Genomic DNA, 20691 nt, shown 5'->3' on the forward strand with positions numbered 1-20691 from the left:
ACCGAACCAGACGAAGACAAAGGGGCGATCGCCGTCATGCATCGCTATAAATTCGTTCTGACGCGACCGCTGCAGTTCCTGCCCGTGATCTTCGGCATCAGCGTCATCACCTTCATTCTGGTCCGGTTGATCCCCGGTGATCCCGCACGCAACATCCTCGGCACGCGCGCGACGCCGGCGGCTCTCGCCAGCATCCGCGCCCAATACGGCCTCGATCAGCCGATGTGGCTGCAATATGTCTATTTCCTCAAGAACCTCGCCAATGGCGAGATGGGCAAGTCGATCCTCTACAAGATCGACGTGCTGAAGCTGATCGTCACCCGTATCGAGCCGACGCTTGCGCTCGTCGTCTCCAGCGTCGTGCTTTCGGTCCTGATCGCGGTGCCGATGTCGGCGATCGCCGCGCGCAATGCCGGCCGGGCGCCGGATCATGCGGTGCGCATCGTCTCGACCTTCGGCATCGGTTTTCCGCCCTTCTGGCTGGGGTTGATGCTGATCATCCTGTTCAGCGTTGAACTCGGTGTGCTGCCGGTTTCGGGCTATGGTGCAACGATCGGCGAAAAGCTGTCGCATCTCGTACTGCCGAGCCTGACGGTCGCGCTGTCACTCTCGACCGTGCTGACGCGCAGCCTGCGGGCAGCGATGATCGAGCAACTGAAATCGGATGTCGCGACGGCGGCGCGCGCCCGCGGCATGCCGGAGGGGATCGTCTTCTGGCGGCATGTCCTGCCGAATTCGCTGGTGCCGACCATCAACCTGCTTGCCGTCAATATTGGCTGGCTGATCGGCGGCACGGTGGTGGTCGAGAGCGTCTTTGCGCTGCCCGGCATGGGACAGCTGCTCGTCAGGGCGATCTTCTCACGCGACTATATGGTGGTTCAAGGCGTCGCCATGGTCTTTGCCTGCGCCACCGTGCTTATCAACTTCATTGCCGACATCGTCACTGTCGCCGTCGATCCGAGGGTGAAGCTATGAGCATCGAGGCGATCGCCCCCGCCTCCCCCGGCTGGCGCAGGTTCTTCGGCCGGCGGCCGATGCTTGTGCTCAGTGCCGGCCTGCTGCTGTTCTTCGTCCTGCTGGCAATCGGCGCGCCCATCGTCGCGCCTTACGACCCGATCATGCAGAATGCCGAGGTGCGCCTGCATGCGCCTTCGCTGTTGCATCCCTTCGGCACCGACAATTTCGGCCGCGATATCCTCTCCCGCGTCATCTGGGGCGCGCGCCTCGACCTGCAGATGGCACTGATCGGCGTCATCTTCCCCTTCCTGATCGGCACGACGGTCGGCACGATCGCCGGCTTCTTCGGCGGGATCGTCGATGCGCTGTTCATGCGTCTCGTCGATATCATCCTCGCCTTCCCCTTCCTGGTGCTGATGCTGTCGATCATCGCGATCCTCGGCCCCGGCCTCGGCAGCTTCTACATCGCCATGGCGCTGGTCGGCTGGGTCTCCTATGCGCGGCTGATCCGGGCGCAGATGCTGGTGCTGAAAGGCAGCGACTACGCCGTTGCCGCCGTCAGCCTCGGCTTCAGCCGCCCGCGCATCATGTTCCGCCACCTGCTTCCGAACGCGATTGCCGGCTCGATCGTCTTTTCGATGTCCGATGCGACGCTGGTGCTGCTCAGCGGCGCTGCCGTCAGCTATCTCGGCCTCGGCGTCCAGCCGCCGATTGCCGAATGGGGTGTCATGGTCGCGGAAGGCCAGAGCTTCATCACGACTGCATGGTGGATCACGCTGTTTCCCGGTCTCTCCATCGTCTGCCTCGCCTTCGGCTTCAGCATGCTGGGCGACGCGCTCGGCGAACTGCTGGGGGTGCACGAATGAGCGGCTCCGTGCTGTCCGTCCGTGATCTCACCGTCAGGGCGCATGTCGATTCCGGCCCGCGCACGCTGCTCGATGCGGTCTCGCTCGACCTCGGCAAGGGCGAGATTCTCGGTCTCGTCGGCGAGAGCGGCTCGGGCAAGAGCCTGTTCTGCCGTTCCCTGGTGCGCTTGCTGCCCTCCTCGCTGCTGAAGATCGAAAGCGGTAGCGTGCTGCTCGAAGGGCGGGACCTCATGCGGATCGACGACGCCGAGATGCTGAAAGTGCGCGGCGGCGAGATCGGCATGATCTTCCAGAACCCGACCAGCCATCTCGACCCGGTGATGCGGATCGGAGATCAGATCGCCGAGGGCATCCGCTATCACCAGGGCCTCGGCGCCCGCGAGGCCCGCGCCGCGGCGACGGAAATCCTGGCGCAGGTCGGCTTCCCCGATCCGAAGCGCCAGTACGATAGCTATCCGCACGAATTTTCCGGGGGCATGCGGCAGCGGGCGATGATCGGCGTGGCGTTGTCCTGCAATCCGAAGATCCTGATCGCCGACGAGCCGACGACGGCGCTCGACGTGACTATCCAGGCGCAAATCCTGCGGCTGTTGATTGACATTCGCGATCGGCGCGGCCTGTCGATCATTCTGATCACCCACGATCTCGGTATAGTCGCCCAGACTTGCGACCGCATCGCCGTGCTGCGCGGCGGCAAGCTCATCGAAGAGGGGCCGAAGCGGACGATCCTGGCGCGGCCGCAGCATCCCTATACGATCAATCTGATCAACAGCCACCCTTCCATACCGGGCGCGATATCAGCGCCGCTGCTCGAGATTGTCGAGGCCAGCCAACCGGCGAGGCCATTGCTCGAAATCGATGATCTCCATGTGCGCTTCAGAGCCGGCGGCGCCCTGTTCAGGGGCGGTGCCAAGACAGTCAGCGCCGTTGCCGGCGTCAGCCTGCAGATCATGCCGGGCGAGACGGTCGGCATCGTCGGCGAATCCGGCAGCGGCAAGAGCACGCTTGCCCGCGCCGTGCTCGGCCTCACACCGCTTTCCTCGGGTCACGTCACCTTCGACGGCGTCGATCTGGCGCTGCAGAAAAGCGCTGGTCTGGCAAAGCTCAGGCGCGAGACGGCGATGGTCTTCCAGGACCCCTACAACGCGCTCAATCCGCGGCTGACGATCGGGCAAATGCTGGCCGAGGTGCTGAAGGTGCAGGGCAAGGTCGCCAAGGCCGATATTCCGGCGCGGATCGACGCGCTGCTCGATCTCGTCGGCCTCGAACGCGAATTCGCCGGCCGCAAACCGCGCAGCATGAGCGGCGGCCAGTGCCAGCGCGCCGGCATTGCTCGAGCCCTCGCCGTCGATCCGAAGCTGATCATCGCCGACGAATGCGTGGCGGCCCTCGACGTCACCATCCAGGCGCAGATCATCGAGCTCTTCCGCGAGCTCACGGCGAAGATGAACCTCACGCTGATCTTCATCGCCCATGACCTCGCAATCGTCCGCAATCTCTGCGAACGCGTCGTCGTGATGTATCGCGGCGAGATCGTCGAGGAAGGTCGCTCCGAAGAAGTCTTCGCGCGGCCGAAACATCCCTATACGGCGGCGCTGATCGCCGCCATTCCCGACATCGATCCTGACAAGCGGCTGCTGCAAGGCGCCGACGGCAAGGACGATCCGCATTCGATGCCGATTCAATCAATCAAACGCATGCCATAACAACGAAGGGAACGAACACATGACAAACAGGTGGAAATCAATCGGGCTTGCAGCCTTGCTCGCCGGTCTGACGCTCAGCGCAAGCTATGCCGAGGCCGCCGGTGTACTCACCATCGGCCGCCGCGAGGATTCGACGACATTCGATCCGATCAAGACCGCGCAGAACATCGACAACTGGGTGTTCTCCAACGTCTACGACGTGCTGATCCGCGTCGACAAGACGGGCACGAAACTGGAGCCGGGTCTTGCCGAAAGCTGGACCACCTCGGATGACGGGCTGACCTACACGTTCAAGATCCGCGACGCAAAATTCTCGGACGGTTCGCCGCTGACGGCGGAAGACGCGGCCTACAGCCTGCTGCGCATTCGCGATGACGCAGCCTCGCTCTGGAGCGATTCCTACAAAGTGATCGACACGGCCCTGGCGGCCGACGCGCACACGCTGACGATCAAGCTCAAGAACCAGTCCGCGCCGTTCCTTTCGACGCTGGCGCTACCGAATGCCTCCGTTATCTCCAAAAAGGGCATGGAATCGCTGGGCGCCGATGCCTATGGAGAAAAGCCGATCGCATCCGGTGCCTTCGTGGTCGAGGAATGGCGTCGCGGCGACCGTGTCATTCTCAAGAAGAACCCGAATTTCTGGCAGGCCGACCGCGTCAAGCTCGACGGCGTCGAGTGGATCTCGGTGCCTGACGACAACACCCGCATGCTGAACGTTCAGGCCGGCGAGCTGGATACGGCGATCTTCGTGCCGTTCTCTCGCGTCGAGGAGTTGAAGAAGGACCCGAACCTCAATGTCGACATCGACGCCTCGACCCGCGAGGATCATCTCCTGATCAACCATGCGCATGGCGATCTCGGCAAGAAGGAAGTGCGCCAGGCGCTCGATATGGCGATCGACAAGAAGGCGATCGTCGATACCGTCACCTTTGGCCAGGGCACGGTCGCCAACTCTTATATTCCGAAGGGTGCGCTCTACCATTACGCCGAGAACCTGCAGCGCCCCTACGATCCTGAGAAGGCCAAGAAGATGCTGGCGGATGCCGGTGTCTCCAACTTGACGCTGAACTATCTCATCCGCGCCGGCGACGAAGTGGACGAGCAGACGGCAGTGCTTGTGCAGCAACAGCTTGCCAAGGCCGGCATCGTGGCGAACCTGCAGAAGGTCGATCCAAGCCAGGAATGGGATATGACGGTTGCCGGTGATTACGACATCTCGGTCAACTACTGGACGAACGACATTCTCGATCCGGACCAGAAGACAACCTTCGTTCTCGGCCACGATTCCAATAACAACTATCTGACCAACTACAAAAACGAGGCGGTGAAGGAACTGGTCGCCAAGGCCCGTCTCGAGCTCGACCCGAAGAAGCGCGAACAGATGTATGTCGATCTGCAGAAGATGGCAAAGGACGACGTCAACTGGATCGACCTCTATTACAGCCCCTATATCAACGTCTCGCGCAAGAATATCGAGAACTTCTATCAGAACCCGCTTGGCCGCTTCTTCCTGGAAGACACGGTCAAGAACTGAGTTTGGGCAGCATGCAGAAGCTCCGTCGCCGTAAAGGCGGCGGAGCTTCATTTATTGCTGCGACATTTGGCTGGGGCCGCTTGCTTACTCGGCGGCCGCGAGCTTGTCCTGCGTCCTGGTGTCGAAGTCGCTGGCGTCGTGGCGCTCGTGCAACTGGCTAGAGGGCTCGCCGGAGAGGCGGTTGACCATCCGGCCGCGTTGTACGGCCGGCCTGCTATGGATGGCGTCGGCCCAGCGCAGCACGTTCTTATAGTCCTCGACCTGCAGAAACTCGGCCGCGCCGTAGGTCCAGCCCTTCACCAACCCGCCATACCACGGCCAGACGGCAATATCGGCGATCGTATATTGGCTGCCTGCCAGATACTCGCTTTCGGCAAGGCGACGATCCAGCACGTCGAGCTGACGCTTCACTTCCATGGCGAAGCGGTCGATCGCATATTCGATCTTCGTCGGCGCATAGGCGTAGAAATGGCCGAAGCCGCCGCCAAGATAAGGCGCGCTTCCCATCTGCCAGAACAGCCATGACAGGCATTCGGCCCGCGCGCTCGGCTCGGTCGGCAGGAAGGCGCCGAATTTTTCGGCGAGGTAGGTCAGGATCGCACCGGATTCGAAGACACGAATCGGCTTTGGCCCGCTGCGGTCCATCAGCGCCGGTATCTTGGAATTGGGATTGACTGCGACGAAGCCGCTTCCGAACTGATCGCCATCGCCGATCTTGATCAGCCATGCATCATATTCGGCACCGCTATGGCCAAGCGCCAGCAGTTCCTCGAGCATGATTGTGACCTTCTGGCCGTTCGGCGTTCCGAGCGAATAGAGCTGCAACGGATGGCGGCCGATCGGAAGCTCCTTGTCATGCGTCGGTCCCGCGATCGGGCGATTGATGCTGGCGAACTGGCCGCCATTCGCCTTGTTCCAGGTCCAGACCTTCGGGGGTGTATAATCGGGAGAACCGCTCATCTTTCAAACTCCTGGCATTGATAGGACAGAGCGCGACGCCAGTTGGGCTGCCGCATTTTTCCTGACATAGCAGAGGCGACGAGGTTTTGTCACAGGTGTCGGCGCGGTTTCACGCAATCGTCAGAGCCTTGGCAAAGCTGAAGAAAACGGCCGCTTCAGACATCCGCCTCGGGAAGACGCCTGCCCGTCGCGGCTGAAAACAGATGTTCGCTGGCAGCCCGCAAGGCAAAGCGGATCGTGTCGCCGGGCTTTACGGCAATGCGCTCGCGAAACAGCATGTTGACGTTTTCGCCCTCGATCCGGGCGATGACCTGCGTCTCCGAGCCTGTTGGCTCGACGACGATGACCTTTGCCGGCGTTCCGCCTTCGTCGGCGATGACGAACTGTTCCGGTCTGATGCCGTAGATGAGTTCATCGCCGGGATCTGCGGACCCAGGACGCAGCGATAGCGGCATGGCGACGCCGCTGTCGGTGCGGAAGATCGAAGGGGCGTCGGCCTGGATGCGGCCCTTGAGCAGGTTCATCGCCGGCATGCCGATGAAACCGGCGACGAAGGTGGTTGAGGGCCGATCATAGATCTCCAACGGCGTTCCGATCTGCTCGACGATGCCGTCATGCATGACGACGATGCGGTCGGCCATGGTCATCGCCTCGGTCTGGTCATGGGTGACATAAACGGTGGTGATCTTTAGTCGCTGGTGAAGCTCCTTGATCTCGGCGCGCATCGCTACGCGCAGCTTGGCGTCGAGATTGGAAAGCGGTTCGTCGAAGAGGAACACCTTCGGATCGCGTACGATCGCGCGGCCCATGGCGACGCGCTGACGCTGGCCGCCTGAGAGATGGCGCGGGTGGCGGTCGAGATAAGGCTCCAGCGCCAGGATTTTTGCAGCTGACTGCACCCGGCGGCCGATCTCGTCTCTGGCCGTACCGCGCAGCTTCAGGGAAAAGCCCATATTCTCGGCCACCGTCAGATGCGGATAGAGCGCATAGCTCTGGAACACCATGGCAATGTCGCGCTCCTTCGACGCCAGGTCGTTGACCATGCGACCGCCAATCGAAAGCCGGCCGCCCGAGATCGTCTCCAGGCCGGCGATCATGCGCAACAGCGTGGACTTGCCGCAGCCGGACGGTCCGACGAGCACGATGAATTCGCCATCCTCGATATCGATATCGACGCCGTGGATGACCGGCAGGTTGCCGTAGGACTTGCCGATGTTGTGAAGCGCAATCGACGCCATGATATTCCCCCCCGAGAACAGGATGATTTCAGGCCGCGCCCTCGCCTTCATGATTGACCGCCGTCCTGGTGCCGGAGGAGAACATGATCAGCGCGAAGAGCGGTTCGGTGCCGAGCGCGCGCGCCCAGTGACGGACATTGCGGGGAATCCGGATCGCGTCGCCGGCTTCGAGCCGATAGAGCGCATCGCCGAGCTTGTGCTCGCAATTGCCGGAAACGACGTAGAGGATTTCCTCGCAATCGGGATGCGAATGCAGCTGGTTGCGCTCGCCGGGATTGATGCGGCAGGTGCCGAATGTCATCTCGGCGCCGGGCGTGCCGTCGCCGGTGATCTTCCAGTTGAGTTCGCCCCAGGTGGTCGGCATGAATTCGCCGTCGGCTTTCCTGAAAATGACATCGCTATCGCTCAAGGCTGTCCCTCCCCTGTCAGAGATTGGTGGTGACGCCGGCATCCGTGCGTCTGTAAAATTCGAAGAGTTTCATGATCTCGCGGGCGATTTCGAGCGTACCCCTTGATATCGGCGTGCCGGAGAGGATCGCATCCGTCAGATGCAGGATTTCGGGCACATAGCCGAGATAGAAGAGGTTGTTGTTGTAGAGCTGGCCGAGCGAATGCTCCGGCTCGTAGAACAGCGCCGCATTCTCGTCCGGCTGGATGAAGCTCGCGGCGCGGCCATAGGACGGCAGGTCGGCCTTGCGGAAGTAGGTAAGCCGGCTGCCGTTTTCGACGATGGCGTTGGCGCCTTCGCCGATGATTTCGACCCGCTCGAAGATGCTGCTGCCGGACTGTCCGGCGGCAAGGTGCAGCGTGCCGATCGCGCCGGAGCGGAAGCGCAGGCTGGTAACGGTCGCGCCCGTCAGCGCTTCCCATTCATAACCAGCGCGTTCGATCTCTCCGCCGAGGAAGTTCAGGATCGCTCCCGGATGGTAGATGTGGTCGAGGAAGCTCTGCATCTTGACGAGATCGGCGCGGTCTTCCTGGCCCGGCAGGCTTTGCGGATAGCGGACATTGATCGAGGTGAGCCGGCCGAAACCGGGCGAGCCGATCAGATCCCTCAGTTTCTCGATGGTCGGGAAGAAGGTCTTCTTGAGACCGGTCATCACCATGCGGCCGGCCGCTGCACTTGCCGCCTGCAGTCTTTCGATATCCTCAAGGCTTGCCGCCGTCGGCTTCTCCATCCAGACGTGCGCGCCCGATGCAAGTGCGTCGAGTGCCAGATCGGTCGCCTGCACCCGGCCGTCCGGATGATAGGCGGTGACGATAAAGATCAGTTCCGGCTTTTCCTGCTCCAGCATCTCGCGATGATCGGTATAGGCTTTGCCCGCGCCGAAGAGCTTGGCGAATTTTTCAGCACGGCCGATATCGAGATCGCAGATGCCGGCGAGTTCGACCGGTGCATAACGCAGCGCCGGATAGACATTCCGATAGGCATGGCCGCCGGCGCCGATGAAGCAGGCCTTGATGCGGTGGTCGAATTCGAAGTTGTAGCGGATTTCCCGCTGGACATGATGCGACATGGTCAGCCCTTGATTGCTCCCTGGGTCAGCCCCTCGGTGAAGCGGCGCTGCATCAGGATATAGAGAAGAATGATCGGCAGGAATGAAATGACGGTCCCGGAAAAGACCAGGCGGTAATCAGACGCATAGGTGCTGGCGAAACGAACGAGCCCGAGCGGCAGCGTCTGCACCTCTGGGCTGATCAACACGATCAGCGGCAGAAAGAAGTCGTTCCAGGTGGAGAGGGCGCTGATGATGACGAGCGCCTGCACCGCCGGCGTGGAGATCGGCAGGAAGACCTTGGTGAGGATCTGGAAATGCGAGGCGCCGTCGATCTTGGCGGCCTCGATCAGTTCATCAGGCACGCCGACGAAGAAACTCCGCATCAGGAATATGCCGAAGGGAATGCCGTTGCTCACCTGCACCAGCACGATGCCGGTCAGCGTGTTGACGAGATTGAGCCCGAAGAGCACCTGGTAGAGCGGAATGACGATCGCTTGGACCGGCACGGTCAAGCCGAGAATGAAGGCGTAGAACAGCCATTCCCGGCCGGGAAAACGGATCTTGGCGAGCGCATAGCCGGCCGGCGCACAGGTGATCAGCGAAAGAACGACGACGCCGATGAGATTGATGAGGCTGTTGCCGACAAGATCTCCGAACCCGCCGATCTGCCATGCGTCGAGATAGTTCCGCCACATCAGGTCGGCGGGCCAGGTGAAGGGGTCGGCCTGGCCAATCTCGGCCTCGGTCTTGAAACTCGAGATCACCAGCCAGACGAAGGGGGCAAGGATCAGGATCAGCGCCGGGGTCAGCGCCAGCGCCATCGGCCATTCGCGGTTGCGGACGCTCATTGGGAAATCCTCGCGCGCCAGCGGTTGAAGACGATGGTGATGGTGATCGCAAGCAGGCTGAGCAGGATGCAGAGCACTGCCGCAAGCCCGTGATCCTGGGACTGGAAGGCAAGTCGATAGATGTAGGTGGTGATCAGTTCGCTCTGGTAGAACGGCCCGCCATTGGTCATGACGTAGACCGTGGCGAAGCCCTTCAGCCCGTTGATCATCGCCAGCGAGACGACGAAGGTCGTGACCTCGCGAAGCCCCGGCAGCGTCACGTAGATCAGCTTCTGGAAGGCGTCGGCGCCGTCCACTTCCGCTGCGTCATAGAGCGAGCGGTCGATATTCTGCAGGCCGGCGATGAAGAGCAGCATGTAAAGGCCGAAACCCTGCCAAGAGCTTGCGACATTGACGGAAAGGAGCACCAAGGCGGGATCGGAAAGCCAGCCTTGCGTAAAGGCGCCGAGCCCGACCTGCGTCAGGGCGGTATTCAGCAGGCCGAAGAACGGATCGTAGATATTGGCCCAGATGACGCCCACCACTGCCAGCGACACCAGATGCGGCAGGAAGAAGGCGGTGCGGAAGAAGACCTGGGTGATCCGCAGCCTGCTGACGGCAAGCGCCAACAGCAGGCCGAGCCCGCCTGCCATCACCACATGATAGGCCAGCCAGAGGAAGGTATGGACGAGGCTCTTCCAGACGATCGGATCGTATACGGCCTTGGCATAGTTGTCGAAGCCGACGAAGCTAGCGGAAGTATTGAAGCCGGCGGAGCTGTTGAAGCTCAGCCAGAAGGTGGCGGCGATCGGCAGCAGGGTGAAGACGGCATAAAGGGCAAGCGCCGGCGCCATCAGCCACAATGCGGTGCCGGCATCGCCATCGGATGAGCCATCAGATGAGGCAGCCCTGGCCGTCCGGCGTTCGGACATACGGGCTGATAGGCCGCCCGTATGTCCCGCCACGGCAGACGCATCCCTGAGAGGAGCCACGACCTTGCTTCCGGGCGTTTCGCGAATAACCACTATTTCGCCTCTGCCATCTTCGCCTGGATCTGCTTCATGCCGTCCTCGCCGCCGATCTGGCCGGAGATCAGGCCCTGGATGACCTGGAAGTAGGTGTCGAGCACGGTGCCGGGCAGATAGACGCTCGGATTGTAGCCGACGCCGCCGGCGGCAGCGGCGAAGATATCCTTCAGCACAGGGGTTGGCGGCTCGACGCCCGGGATTTCGCGCGGATAGATCATCGTGCTTGCCGGATCCTGCGCGCGTTTCTTCATCACCGCATCCGACAGCATGAAGTCGATCCACTTCACTGCGAGTTCCGGCTGCCTGGAATTGACCGGCACCAGCCAGCTCCAGCCGACACCGCCGGTCGGCATCGCCGCACCCTTGATGTCGGAAGGCATGGGCGCGTAACCGGCGTTAGTGAGGTCATAGCCTGCCTTGCGGGCATTGGCGGTGAACCACGGGCCGGCAACGAACATGGCCGCGCGCTTGTTGAACCAGAGGCGCGAAGCGCCATCGAGATCGAGGCCCGCCATTTCCTTCTTGATGTAACCTGCCTCGACCAACTTCTGCAGCCGGATGGCGCCGGCGGCGACCGAGGGATCGTCCCAGGCGATCTCACGGCGCAGCGCCTTGCCGATCACCTCCTTGCCGCTCGCAGATTGCAGCAGATTGCCGAAGAGGTGGCCGGCGCTGCCCGTCGTGCGAGGACCGATGGCGATCGGCTGCAGGCCGGTCTCATGGATCGATTTCATCAGCGCTTCGAATTCGGTCCAGGTCGCTGGGATCGTCCAGCCGGCCTTTTCGAAAATATCCTTGTGATACCAGATGCCAAGCGCATCGAGACCGTCGGGAACTTCGTAGATCTCGCCGCCGAACTGGCCCTTCAGCTCGGTGTAGAGCCAGGGATAGATCTCATCCTTCCAGCCGCGCTTTTCATATTGCTCGGTGAGCGGCATGACCTGCTTGGCATTCCTGACGACGCTGATGCGGCCGATGCCGGAATTGGTGAGGATCACGTCAGGGCCGGCATCCGACTGGATTGCCGCCTGCACCGCGCCGTTGCTGATCGTCCCTGTCGGCGGCATGAACTCGACAGTCACGCCGGGGTTGGCCTTTTCGAAATCGGCCTTGATGCCGTTCCACAGCTGCGCGACCAGCGGTTCGGTGATCTGCTCGGGACCCCACATCTTCAGGGTTTCGGCATGCGCCGGCGAACTTATGGCGATCATCGCCACTAGCGCCGTGCTGCGGGCAAGAAATTTCAGCATTGCTCCCTCCTCCCGGGCCGCTCCGCGGCCACGTTTTTCCGTTGTTGAAAAAGGAGACCTCCCTCTCCTTCATTCTATCTGGCATTCTGGCCCGCTAGCGCGCCGGATTCTCCTTCTGAAACCGTGCCATGACGGCTTGCTGGACATCGCTGATATGCGCGTGCATCAGGGCCTTGGCGCGCGCGATGTCGCGCGCCCTGAAAGCCTGCAGGATCTGATCGCGCTCCTCGGCTGCCCTCTCGGCCAGATCGCGGCTCTCATTGGCGATCGAGCGGCAGATCTGGATCTGCAGCGCGAGCCGCGCCAGCGTTTCGATCAGCGGCGCGCTTCCCGAAAGCTCGGCGATGGTCTCGTGAAATTCCTTGTCGCGAATGCCGTATGTCTCCATGTCGCCGCGGCGGAGTGCTGCCACCGCCTCATCCAGGATGCGCTCGAAGCCGGCGATATGCCGATCGCTCATCTGCGGAACGGCGAGTTCGACGGCGAAGCATTCGAGCGTCTTGCGCAGATCGTAGAGGTCGTCGATCTCCTTCGGCGTGAAGCTGCGCACGAAGAAGCCGCGATAAGGCTTGATTTCGATCAGGCCCTCCTTGGCGAGCGTGCCGATCGCTTCGCGAAACGGCGTGCGGCTCACCTGCAGGCGTTCCGTCAGTTCTTTCTCGTCGATCGAGACGCCGCTCGGCAGCTCGCCGGAGACGATCAGGCGAACGATTTCCTCGTAGATCCGCTCGCGAAGGGTGAGGTGGCGCGGTGCGTTCATGATCTCCATTTCCGTCTGGCATTCGTGGACTAAGTATGCAATATACGAAAGAATATACAATATGGAAAATACAAAACTCGGGATTTTTTCGGAAGAGAATCGAAGATCGATCAGAAAGGGGAGGAAAACCAATGGGAAAGGTCTATATCGTCGGCACCTGCGACACCAAAGGCGCTGAACTGAACTATGCCAAACAGGTGGTTCTGTCGGCCGGAGCCGATGCCGTGCTGGTCGATGTCGGCACGGTTGGGGAAGGCGCCGGCGCCGATATCCAGGCGCGCGAAGTCGCCGAATTTCATCCCGAGGGTACTGCGGCCGTGCTCGGGCAGACCGATCGGGGAACGGCGGTTTCGGCCATGGCCAAGGCGCTGACGGCCTTCCTGAAATCGCGCAACGACATCGGTGCCGTCCTTGGCCTTGGCGGAACCGGCAATACCGCGCTGGTGACAGAGGCGATGCGGGCACTTCCCATCGGTGTGCCGAAACTGATGGTCTCAACGGTCGCCTCGGGCAATGTGGCGCCCTATGTCGGACCGAATGATCTCACCATGATGTATTCGGTCGTCGACGTCGCCGGCTTGAACGCGATCTCGCGCAGGGTGATCGGCAATGCCGGAAATGCGGCAGCCGGCATGGCCCGCAACACCATCCCCGCCTCTAGGGATGATCGCCCGGGCATCGGCATGACCATGTTCGGCGTCACCACCTCCTGCGTCACCCAGATCCGCGAGATGCTTGGCAAGACGCATGAAATCTACGTCTTCCATGCGACTGGGGTCGGTGGCCAGTCGATGGAGAAACTTGTCGATTCCGGCCTGCTGCAGGGTGTAATCGACGTGACGACGACTGAGGTTCCCGACCTTCTCATCGGCGGCGTCTTTCCGGCGACCGAAGATCGCTTCGGCGCCATCATCCGCACCGGTCTGCCCTATATCGGCTCGGTCGGCGCCGTGGATATGGTAAATTTCGGCGCGCACGAAACCGTGCCGGCGCCTTTCCGCGACCGTAAGCTTCACGTCCACAATGCGCAGGTGACCCTGATGCGCACCACCCCGAAGGAAAATCGCAGGATCGGTGCCTTCATCGTCGAACGGCTCAACCGGATGCAGGGTTCGGTTCGCTTCCTGCTGCCGCTTCAGGGCGTTTCGGCAATCGATGCTGCCGGTCAGCCATTCCATGACCCCGAAGCCGACGAGGCGCTGTTTTCCGCCATTCGCGCCGGCTGGCGCGATGCGCCAAACAGGCGCCTCGTCGAGATAGACGCCCATATCAACAGCGCGGAATTTGCCGCGGCACTCGTTGCCAGCTTCCATGAGATCCATGCCTGAGGAGAGAGTTTTGACCCGCATCAACCGAGACGACATTCTGAGCAAGCTTCGCCGCAAAATCGCCGATGGCCGGCCGATCATCGGCGGAGGCGCCGGCACCGGTCTTTCTGCCACGAGCGAGGAAGCCGGTGGCATCGACCTGATCGTCATCTACAATTCCGGCCGTTACCGCATGGCCGGGCGCGGCTCGCTTGCCGGCCTGCTCGCCTATGGCAATGCCAACGAGATCGTCAAAGAAATGGGCCGCGAGGTCCTGCCGGTCGTGCGCCACACGCCGGTGCTCGCCGGTGTCAACGGCACCGATCCCTTCATGCTGCCCGATCACTTCCTCGACGAGCTGAAGGCAATGGGTTTTGCCGGCATCCAGAACTTTCCGACCGTCGGGCTGATCGACGGAACGTTCCGCGCCAATCTCGAAGAGACCGGCATGGGCTTCGATCTGGAAATCGATATCATCGCCCGCGCCAACGCCAAGGATATGCTGACGACGCCCTATGTCTTCAGCAGCAAGGACGCCATTGCCATGACCAGAGCCGGCGCGGACATCGTGGTCTGCCATCTCGGTCTGACCACGGGCGGTGCGATCGGTGCCGAAACGGCGCTGACACTCGACGGATGCGTGGAGAAGATTAACGAATGGTCGGATGCCGCAAGGTCGGTACGCGGGGATGTCATCGTGCTCTGCCATGGCGGTCCGATCGCCATGCCTGCTGATGCGGCCTATGTGCTCGCCCGCTGCAAGGGTTCCCACGGCTTTTACGGCGCGAGTTCAATGGAGCGATTGCCGACCGAGGTTGCGATCCGGGCGCAGGTCGAACAATTCGCGACGATATAGGCATGGCCTGGATTGGGCACGAAGCCTGCTGGCGGCTCCACCGATGTGGCGCGCCGGTAGCAGCGAGCAAGGGCTCGACCATCGCGGTCAGTTGTCTATTCCGGAGTGCGCGATGATCTCATCCAGCTGCTCGACGAGCACGCGGCTGCCCTTCACGTCGGTCGCCATCCTGGAAAAGACGTCCGCCATGCCGCGGAAGATGGTCGCGGCCGGATCATCTTCGCCAAGGAAATCGGCAATCTCCTGCATTTCGGCAACCCACCGATAGGCTTTCGGATACATGTCGGGTATGGATCCCGACAGCCTGCGATCGATGTCGGGAAGGCTTTCGGAAAGCTCGGCTTTCAGGCTTTCGGCCGCACCGGAACGCGATGCGGCAAGCAGCATGGCGGTGCCAAGGCCGACAAATCCCTTGTTGATGCCGGCATAACACATCTTCAGTGCCGAGGCGGCGCCGAGCGGTCCGTCGAGCCGGCGGATCCGCAGGCCGCAATCCTCGAGCGGCCTGCTTCGCTCCGCGATATCGCCGCTGATATAGATGGTCGGACCTGATTTGCCGGGGACCGGCGGCCCGCCGATGATCGCACCGTCAAGCACCTCGACGCTGCTGCCTTCGAACCGTGCCGCCAAAGCCTGCATGGTTTTCGGCGCAATCGCGTTGAGGTCGATGAAGGGCGGCGGCGCCGGCATCCCAGACGATATGTCCGCGACGAGTTCGGCGACCTTGATCGCCTCCGCCGGTGGAACGATCGACAGGATCAGCTCGGCCTTCGTCAGCTCCTGGCGGCCGACCGGCACCATGCCGGCTGCCTTTGCCCGCGCTATCGTCTGCTCGCTCCTGCCCTCGAGGTCAGTCAGCACCGTGGCGCCGTGGTCGATCAGCCGTTTGGCGACGGCACTTCCCATCGCGCCCGATCCGATAATCGCAAAATTCGGCATGTGAACCTCAATCAATGACATCATCAGATTAGAACTGTTGCCGGGGGCCATATCGTCAACTGCGACGATTCAGCCGGAACCCCTTCCGAAGAGCCGGCCGCTTCATGCGCGCTGCCGTTGCGGCACTTTTTCTTGATATTCGTCCGGAAAGCTCGGCGTCCCCAGCGGAAGACGCGGCGTTGTTCTAAGTAAGTTCTGGCGAGCTTGCGCGACAGCGGGCGCTTTATCGGATTGACGTCGACCAGCGGCCGGCCTCCCCTCCCCGCCGGCGGCCCGACAACCTATATCATTGCCAAGCCAACCAGCAGTATTCGCTGCCCGACCGGAGACATGTATGAGCCAGGATCCCTACGAGCTTCTGGGCGTGAAACGCGATGCGACGCAAAAGGATATTCAAAGCGCGTTCCGCAAGCTCGCCAAGAAACTTCACCCCGACCTTAACCCCGGCGACAAAAAGCTGAGGAACGGTTCAAGCAAATTTCAACGGCCTACGAGATCTTGAGTGACGAGCAAAAACGCGGACGCTTTGACCGCGGCGAGATCGATATAACGGGCGCCGAGCGGGCGCAGCGCAATTATTACCGCGACTACGCGTCGAAGAGCGGGCCTGGCGATCCCTACCACAACAGCGCCGGCTTTGCCGATTTCAGCGATGCCGACGATATCTTCGCCAGCTTCTTTTCACGTCGTACCGGCGGCGGCCAGACCCGCGGTCGTGGCCGTGACCGGCAATTTTCCATGGAGGTCGACTTTCTCGAGGCCGTCAACGGCACCAGGACGGAGGTCAAGATGCCGAATGGTCCGGCGCTCGACGTGCAGATCCCGCCGGGGACGCGCGACGGCCAGACCTTGCGGTTGCGCGGCAAGGGCGAGCCGGGCATCGGCGGCGGGCCGGTGGGCGATGCCCTGATCGAAATCCGTGTGCGCCCGCACCGCTTCTTTACGCGAGACGGCGACGATATCCGCCTGGAACTGCCGATCTCCCTCAGTGAGGCTGTGCTTGGCGGCAAGGTTCGCGTGCCGACGCCGTCGGGACCGGTCAATCTGACGCTGCCGCCCCATTCGAACACGGGCAAGGTCCTGCGTCTCAAGAGCAAAGGTGTTTCAAAACGCGGCGGCGGACACGGCGACGTCTACATCTCGCTGAAGATCGTGCTACCCGACGCCCCGGATGAGCGGCTGACGGCCTTGATGAAGGAATGGGCGACGGCAAACTCCTACGATCCGAGAAAGAACATGGAGGCTTGATCATGGATGATCTCGAATTCCGTCTTTACTTGAAAATCGACATCGTCCAGCTCGACCTCTGGATCGAACAGGGTTGGCTGATCCCGGAGACATCAGGCGGCCAGAGGCAATTTCGCGACGCCGACGTCGCACGCGCCCGGCTGATCCTGGACCTCATGGGAAACATGGGTGTCAACGAAGCCGGCGTCGATATCGTCATGGAGCTGATCGACGAGTTGCACGGCCTGCGGGGAACGATGGGCAAGCTGATGACCGCCATCGGCAAGCAGGAGCGGGATGTTCAGCGCCGGCTGTTCGAGAGCCTCGAGGAGATCGACCGGTTTTAGCCAGAACCAGCTTCTACGTGGTGAACCAATAGCGGACGATGTGGAAGAACAGCGGTGCGGCGAAGGTGATGGAGTCCAGGCGGTCAAGCACGCCGCCATGGCCCTCGATCACATAGCCCCAGTCCTTGGCATTGAGATCGCGCTTGATGGCCGAGAGCACGAAGCCGCCGAAGAAACCGGCGACGACGATGACCGTACTGATGGCTGCGGCCTGCAGCGGCGAAAACGGCGTCAGGCGATATAGCAGTGTTCCGACGAGAATGGCCGAAGCGCCGCCTCCGACCAGCCCTTCGATCGTCTTCGACGGGCTGATATTCGGCGAGAAACGGTGCTTTCCGAGGAGCTTGCCCCAGACATACTGGAAGACGTCGCTGAGCTGCACGACCACGACCAGATAGACGAGGAGGAGCGCCGACGGCGTGCCGGTCTCGAGCATGAGCAGGGCGGGAGCGTGGCTGATCGAATAGACCGTCAGCATCAATCCCCATTGCACCCTGGCGCTGCGGGCGAGGAATTCGTTGACGTCACCCGTCAAGGTCGCCACCGCCGGCAGGATCAGGAAGGCATAGACCGGGATGAAGATCGCAAACAGGCCGTACCATTCCGTTCCGAGCAGCACGTAATGCAGCGGCAGCACAACGAAGAAGGACAGGAAAAGCGCCAGGTGATCGCCGCGCCGCGATGGTGTCAGGGTCCAGAATTCGCGAAGCGCCATAAAGGATAGGAATGCGAACAGGATGACCGTGGCCGTGTCGCCGAGCAGGATTGCCCCGCCGAACACTGCGACCATGATCCACCAGGAGCGGATACGGGCGTTGAGATTTTGGACGGTGGCGACGGAGCCGGGCTCGGTCGCACGCCGCTGAAGGATGAAACCGATGGCCGAGGCGACGGCAAGCAGGCCGAGGATCGCGGCCAGCACGATGGAGAACAGACTGGTCATGCGGTATGCCCCCCATCTGCGAGTTCAATGACCGCGGCGCGCGCGCGAGCCAGGAAGCTGTCCTTTTCCTCGCCCGGTTCGACGCGGAGCGGTTTGCCGAAGCGCGCCGTGCAGGTGATCGGGACGATCAGCATGCTTCCCTTCGGCAGGATGCGCTGAAGGTTGTCGAGATGGATCGGTACGAGATCGACATCCGGAAAACGGCAGGCGAGGCGATAGATGCCGCTGCGGAACGGGGCGATCTCATCGGTGGCGCTTCTCGTTCCCTCAGGAAAAATCAGGATCGAACGGCCTTCCTCGAGCAGGCGCTCGAGAGGCTCCAGCGGGTTGCTGTCCGGCGCAGGCTTGCGGTCTATCAGGACGGCGCGCAGGCATTTCTCCGCGATGAAGCGGCGAAGTGCGCTCGTTCCCCAATAGTCTCGTGCGGCGACCGGATGGGTCAGCCGGCGCACCGGCCACGGCAGGGCGGCCATGACGGCGACAGTATCGATATGGCTGTTGTGATTGGCGAAATAGATGCGGCGGCTGGGATCGGGGGCGCAGCCCCGCCACTCGCTTCGGGCGCCGACCAGGATACGGACGAACAGCACGAGAAGGCGACGGATGAGCGCGATCATAGTCTCTCCAGCGAACGGGCAAGCGTTATCGTGCGTGTGATGCAGGTGACAAGGCTGCCGGCCGCGATGACCGCGCATGCCAGGATCAGCGACCAGTGGCCGCCTGATATCAGCGTCTCGACGCTCTGGGCGAGGAGGCCCGCCGTCAGCACCGCCATGCGGCGCTGCTTGGCCATGACGCCGCTGAAGTCCTGGGGAAGACCGACCGATCCTCCGAAGACCCTGATATAGGCGGTGAGTGCGGCGAGCAGCGCAGCCAGCCAGCCGAGCCAGCCAAAGCCGCAGGCATAGCCAGCCGCGACGAGAAACAGGCTGTCGGCGACCCGGTCGGGAAATTCATTATAGAGCGGCCCGCTCATGGTTTTCTTGCCGCCTTCGATCGCGACCATTCCGTCCAGCAGATTGCAGACGAGCCGCAGTTGCACCGAGATCGCGGCGCAGACCATGGCAATCGGATGTGTTGTAAAAACGATGAGTGCTACGCCTATACCCGCGAATACGATCGATAAAAGCGAAATGCCGTTCGGTGTCGCGCCGCTCCGCGCCAGCCATGCGCTAAGGCCGATGGCCCAGGACGACGACCGGCTCGCGATCGGTCGCCGCGAGGCGCCCTCTTCATCCCCCATTTCATGTCCCCCAACCCCGATGATCCTTGCATATCCTGCCGACGTCGTCACGCCAAGATGTAACACCTTGTAAATCCAGCCCATCGCGCTTCGGCGAGCCGGCGGCGAGCATGGGTCGAACAGCCTGATTTTCAAGCCTGTTTGCTGCTTGACACATTTTTGAGCGCTACTATGATTTTTGAACCAAATGGTAAAAAAGGGGAACAATCAATGACCAAAGGTATCCTGATTTCACGCCGGGCAGTGATCGCGTCGAGCATTGCGCTTGGGGTCAGCGGCTTTGCCCCGCTGGCAAGGGCGGCTGCGCCGCTGAAGGTTGCCGGCATTCATGCGTCGCCGGTCGAAAATGCCTGGAACTCCTGTCTGCACAAGGCCCTGCAGGACGCGGCCAAGGAAGGCGTCATCGAATATGTCTTCTCCGAAGGCGTCTCCGGCACCGATTATCCGCGCGCCATGCGCGAATATGCCGAACAGGGCAACAAGCTGATCATCGGCGAGGCCTATGCGGTGGAGAAAGAGGCCCGGCAGGTCGCGGCCGACTATCCCGACACCGCTTTCGTGCTGGGTTCGAGCGGTGAGCAGGCCGGCGACAATTTCGGCGTCTTCGGCACCTGGAACCATGACGGCGCCTATCTTGCCGGCATGCTGGCGGGCAAGATGACCAAGTCGAATGTCGTCGGTTCGGTCGGCGCCATTCCGATCCCCGAGGTCAACATGCTGATCAATGCGTTCGCGGCGGGCGTCAAGGCTGTCAATCCAGAAGCAAAACACCTCGTCTCGTTCATCGGCACCTTCTTCGATCCGCCGAAGGCCCGCGAAGCCGGTCTTGCCCAGATCGACGCCGGCGCCGACATTCTGTTCGGCGAGCGTATCGGCACGGCCGATGCCGCCAAGGAGCGCGGCATCAAGTCGGTCGGCTCGCTGATCGACTATACGCCGCGTTATCCCGATACGGTGTTTGCCAACGCCATGTGGTATTTCCGGCCGATCCTGGACGCTGCGATCGCCGATGTCGCTGCCGGAAAACCGGTCGGCAGAAACTACACGTCCTACGGCCTGATGAAGGAAGGCGGCAGCGACATCGTCTTCGTGAAGGGCGTGGCGCCTGCTGAAGCCGAGGCTGCGATGGAGGCCAAGCGAGCGGAGATCAAGGCCGGCACCTTCGAAGTTCCGAAGATGATGGACGAGCCGAAGTAATTCGGCT

20 protein-coding genes and 1 pseudogene are annotated in these 20691 nt (G+C 61.9%); 9 read left to right on the forward strand and 12 right to left on the reverse strand.

Translation table 11 applies throughout. From position 1 onward, the window contains the following. Positions 1 to 36: 36 nt before the first annotated feature. The 4 genes from BA011_RS40140 to BA011_RS40155 are packed head-to-tail and all read left to right on the forward strand — an operon-like array spanning position 37 to position 5063. Positions 37 to 975 (forward strand): ABC transporter permease, encoded by a 939-nt coding sequence (locus tag BA011_RS40140; protein WP_003549356.1) that lies wholly within the window; start codon positions 37 to 39, stop codon positions 973 to 975. After that, the gene (locus BA011_RS40145) at positions 972 to 1823 is read left to right on the forward strand and encodes an ABC transporter permease (RefSeq protein ID WP_065284885.1); all 852 of its coding nucleotides are present in this window, start codon (positions 972 to 974) and stop codon (positions 1821 to 1823) included. The genes BA011_RS40140 and BA011_RS40145 overlap by 4 nt, the downstream gene beginning before the upstream one ends. Continuing rightward, positions 1820 to 3529 carry a dipeptide ABC transporter ATP-binding protein gene (locus tag BA011_RS40150; RefSeq protein WP_065284886.1) on the forward strand — a complete coding sequence of 570 codons (1710 nt, stop codon included), beginning with the start codon at positions 1820 to 1822 and terminating at the stop codon, positions 3527 to 3529. Before BA011_RS40145 ends, BA011_RS40150 begins: the two co-directional genes overlap by 4 nt. 19 nt (positions 3530 to 3548) lie before the next feature. After that, positions 3549 to 5063 carry an ABC transporter substrate-binding protein gene (locus BA011_RS40155; protein WP_065284887.1) on the forward strand — a complete coding sequence of 505 codons (1515 nt, stop codon included), beginning with the start codon at positions 3549 to 3551 and terminating at the stop codon, positions 5061 to 5063. 84 nt (positions 5064 to 5147) lie between these two features. On the opposite strand, the gene yghU is transcribed toward BA011_RS40155, so the two are convergent. The 8 genes from yghU to BA011_RS40195 form a co-directional block, all read right to left on the reverse strand. Then, positions 5148 to 6023, reverse strand: coding sequence for a glutathione-dependent disulfide-bond oxidoreductase (gene yghU, locus BA011_RS40160; protein WP_065284888.1), 876 nt, complete (start codon positions 6021 to 6023; stop codon positions 5148 to 5150). A gap of 155 nt (positions 6024 to 6178) precedes the next feature. Then, complete coding sequence (locus BA011_RS40165; protein WP_065285007.1) at positions 6179 to 7261, reverse strand: ABC transporter ATP-binding protein; 1083 nt, start codon at positions 7259 to 7261, stop codon at positions 6179 to 6181. Between the two features lie 28 nt (positions 7262 to 7289). After that, the gene (locus tag BA011_RS40170) at positions 7290 to 7670 is read right to left on the reverse strand and encodes a cupin domain-containing protein (RefSeq protein WP_065284889.1); all 381 of its coding nucleotides are present in this window, start codon (positions 7668 to 7670) and stop codon (positions 7290 to 7292) included. Positions 7671 to 7686: 16 nt separating this feature from the next. Then, positions 7687 to 8778: a Gfo/Idh/MocA family protein gene (locus BA011_RS40175; protein WP_065284890.1), complete on the reverse strand. Its 1092-nt coding sequence runs from the start codon at positions 8776 to 8778 to the stop codon at positions 7687 to 7689. A gap of 2 nt (positions 8779 to 8780) precedes the next feature. Beyond that, positions 8781 to 9608, reverse strand: coding sequence for a carbohydrate ABC transporter permease (locus BA011_RS40180; RefSeq protein ID WP_065284891.1), 828 nt, complete (start codon positions 9606 to 9608; stop codon positions 8781 to 8783). Further along, positions 9605 to 10552 carry a carbohydrate ABC transporter permease gene (locus tag BA011_RS40185; protein ID WP_065285008.1) on the reverse strand — a complete coding sequence of 316 codons (948 nt, stop codon included), beginning with the start codon at positions 10550 to 10552 and terminating at the stop codon, positions 9605 to 9607. The genes BA011_RS40180 and BA011_RS40185 overlap by 4 nt, the downstream gene beginning before the upstream one ends. Positions 10553 to 10611: 59 nt before the next feature. Beyond that, positions 10612 to 11865, reverse strand: a complete 1254-nt coding sequence (locus BA011_RS40190) for an ABC transporter substrate-binding protein (protein ID WP_065284892.1) — start codon at positions 11863 to 11865, stop codon at positions 10612 to 10614. Between the two features lie 94 nt (positions 11866 to 11959). Further along, on the reverse strand, positions 11960 to 12625 hold the full coding sequence (locus tag BA011_RS40195) for a GntR family transcriptional regulator (protein WP_065284893.1): 666 nt from the start codon (positions 12623 to 12625) through the stop codon (positions 11960 to 11962). Between the two features lie 131 nt (positions 12626 to 12756). Here BA011_RS40195 and BA011_RS40200 point away from each other — a divergent pair, with 131 nt between their 5' ends. Continuing rightward, positions 12757 to 13953 carry a Tm-1-like ATP-binding domain-containing protein gene (locus tag BA011_RS40200; RefSeq protein WP_065284894.1) on the forward strand — a complete coding sequence of 399 codons (1197 nt, stop codon included), beginning with the start codon at positions 12757 to 12759 and terminating at the stop codon, positions 13951 to 13953. Beyond that, positions 13946 to 14788, forward strand: coding sequence for a phosphoenolpyruvate hydrolase family protein (locus tag BA011_RS40205; RefSeq protein WP_065284895.1), 843 nt, complete (start codon positions 13946 to 13948; stop codon positions 14786 to 14788). The genes BA011_RS40200 and BA011_RS40205 overlap by 8 nt, the downstream gene beginning before the upstream one ends. Before the next feature lie 87 nt (positions 14789 to 14875). Here BA011_RS40205 and BA011_RS40210 read toward each other — a convergent pair whose 3' ends face one another. Further along, on the reverse strand, positions 14876 to 15778 hold the full coding sequence (locus tag BA011_RS40210; RefSeq protein ID WP_065284896.1) for an NAD(P)-dependent oxidoreductase: 903 nt from the start codon (positions 15776 to 15778) through the stop codon (positions 14876 to 14878). Between the two features lie 283 nt (positions 15779 to 16061). Between BA011_RS40210 and BA011_RS40215 the strand changes: the two are divergent. Beyond that, positions 16062 to 16975, forward strand: a pseudogene (locus BA011_RS40215) (DnaJ C-terminal domain-containing protein). Between the two features lie 2 nt (positions 16976 to 16977). Beyond that, positions 16978 to 17301: a chaperone modulator CbpM gene (locus BA011_RS40220; RefSeq protein ID WP_065284897.1), complete on the forward strand. Its 324-nt coding sequence runs from the start codon at positions 16978 to 16980 to the stop codon at positions 17299 to 17301. Positions 17302 to 17314: 13 nt separating this feature from the next. On the opposite strand, the gene BA011_RS40225 is transcribed toward BA011_RS40220, so the two are convergent. From BA011_RS40225 to BA011_RS40235, 3 genes are read right to left on the reverse strand one after another with little or no spacing between them, the layout of a single operon-like run. Further along, positions 17315 to 18244, reverse strand: a complete 930-nt coding sequence (locus tag BA011_RS40225) for a phosphatidate cytidylyltransferase (RefSeq protein ID WP_062943156.1) — start codon at positions 18242 to 18244, stop codon at positions 17315 to 17317. After that, positions 18241 to 18861 carry a lysophospholipid acyltransferase family protein gene (locus BA011_RS40230; protein WP_065284898.1) on the reverse strand — a complete coding sequence of 207 codons (621 nt, stop codon included), beginning with the start codon at positions 18859 to 18861 and terminating at the stop codon, positions 18241 to 18243. Before BA011_RS40230 ends, BA011_RS40225 begins: the two co-directional genes overlap by 4 nt. Beyond that, positions 18858 to 19487: a CDP-alcohol phosphatidyltransferase family protein gene (locus BA011_RS40235; RefSeq protein WP_065284899.1), complete on the reverse strand. Its 630-nt coding sequence runs from the start codon at positions 19485 to 19487 to the stop codon at positions 18858 to 18860. Before BA011_RS40235 ends, BA011_RS40230 begins: the two co-directional genes overlap by 4 nt. Positions 19488 to 19697: 210 nt before the next feature. Between BA011_RS40235 and BA011_RS40240 the strand changes: the two genes are divergently transcribed. After that, positions 19698 to 20684: a BMP family protein gene (locus tag BA011_RS40240; protein ID WP_065284900.1), complete on the forward strand. Its 987-nt coding sequence runs from the start codon at positions 19698 to 19700 to the stop codon at positions 20682 to 20684. Positions 20685 to 20691: the final 7 nt, after the last annotated feature.

This window comes from Rhizobium leguminosarum, assembly GCF_001679785.1.
In the GTDB taxonomy this organism is placed as follows: Bacteria; Pseudomonadota; Alphaproteobacteria; order Rhizobiales; family Rhizobiaceae; genus Rhizobium; species Rhizobium leguminosarum_R.

Bases quoted from the DNA above. Each gene is read 5' to 3' on its own strand.
- BA011_RS40140 (WP_003549356.1), top strand. From the start codon at position 37: ATGCATCGCTATAAATTCGTTCTGACGCGACCGCTGCAGTTCCTGCCC.
- BA011_RS40145 (WP_065284885.1), top strand. From the start codon at position 972: ATGAGCATCGAGGCGATCGCCCCCGCCTCCCCCGGCTGGCGCAGGTTC.
- BA011_RS40150 (WP_065284886.1), top strand. From the start codon at position 1,820: ATGAGCGGCTCCGTGCTGTCCGTCCGTGATCTCACCGTCAGGGCGCAT.
- BA011_RS40155 (WP_065284887.1), top strand. From the start codon at position 3,549: ATGACAAACAGGTGGAAATCAATCGGGCTTGCAGCCTTGCTCGCCGGT.
- yghU (WP_065284888.1), bottom strand. From the start codon at position 6,023: ATGAGCGGTTCTCCCGATTATACACCCCCGAAGGTCTGGACCTGGAAC.
- BA011_RS40165 (WP_065285007.1), bottom strand. From the start codon at position 7,261: ATGGCGTCGATTGCGCTTCACAACATCGGCAAGTCCTACGGCAACCTG.
- BA011_RS40175 (WP_065284890.1), bottom strand. From the start codon at position 8,778: ATGTCGCATCATGTCCAGCGGGAAATCCGCTACAACTTCGAATTCGAC.
- BA011_RS40180 (WP_065284891.1), bottom strand. From the start codon at position 9,608: ATGAGCGTCCGCAACCGCGAATGGCCGATGGCGCTGGCGCTGACCCCG.
- BA011_RS40190 (WP_065284892.1), bottom strand. From the start codon at position 11,865: ATGCTGAAATTTCTTGCCCGCAGCACGGCGCTAGTGGCGATGATCGCC.
- BA011_RS40195 (WP_065284893.1), bottom strand. From the start codon at position 12,625: ATGAACGCACCGCGCCACCTCACCCTTCGCGAGCGGATCTACGAGGAA.
- BA011_RS40200 (WP_065284894.1), top strand. From the start codon at position 12,757: ATGGGAAAGGTCTATATCGTCGGCACCTGCGACACCAAAGGCGCTGAA.
- BA011_RS40205 (WP_065284895.1), top strand. From the start codon at position 13,946: ATGCCTGAGGAGAGAGTTTTGACCCGCATCAACCGAGACGACATTCTG.
- BA011_RS40210 (WP_065284896.1), bottom strand. From the start codon at position 15,778: ATGGCCCCCGGCAACAGTTCTAATCTGATGATGTCATTGATTGAGGTT.
- BA011_RS40220 (WP_065284897.1), top strand. From the start codon at position 16,978: ATGGATGATCTCGAATTCCGTCTTTACTTGAAAATCGACATCGTCCAG.
- BA011_RS40225 (WP_062943156.1), bottom strand. From the start codon at position 18,244: ATGACCAGTCTGTTCTCCATCGTGCTGGCCGCGATCCTCGGCCTGCTT.
- BA011_RS40230 (WP_065284898.1), bottom strand. From the start codon at position 18,861: ATGATCGCGCTCATCCGTCGCCTTCTCGTGCTGTTCGTCCGTATCCTG.
- BA011_RS40235 (WP_065284899.1), bottom strand. From the start codon at position 19,487: ATGGGGGATGAAGAGGGCGCCTCGCGGCGACCGATCGCGAGCCGGTCG.
- BA011_RS40240 (WP_065284900.1), top strand. From the start codon at position 19,698: ATGACCAAAGGTATCCTGATTTCACGCCGGGCAGTGATCGCGTCGAGC.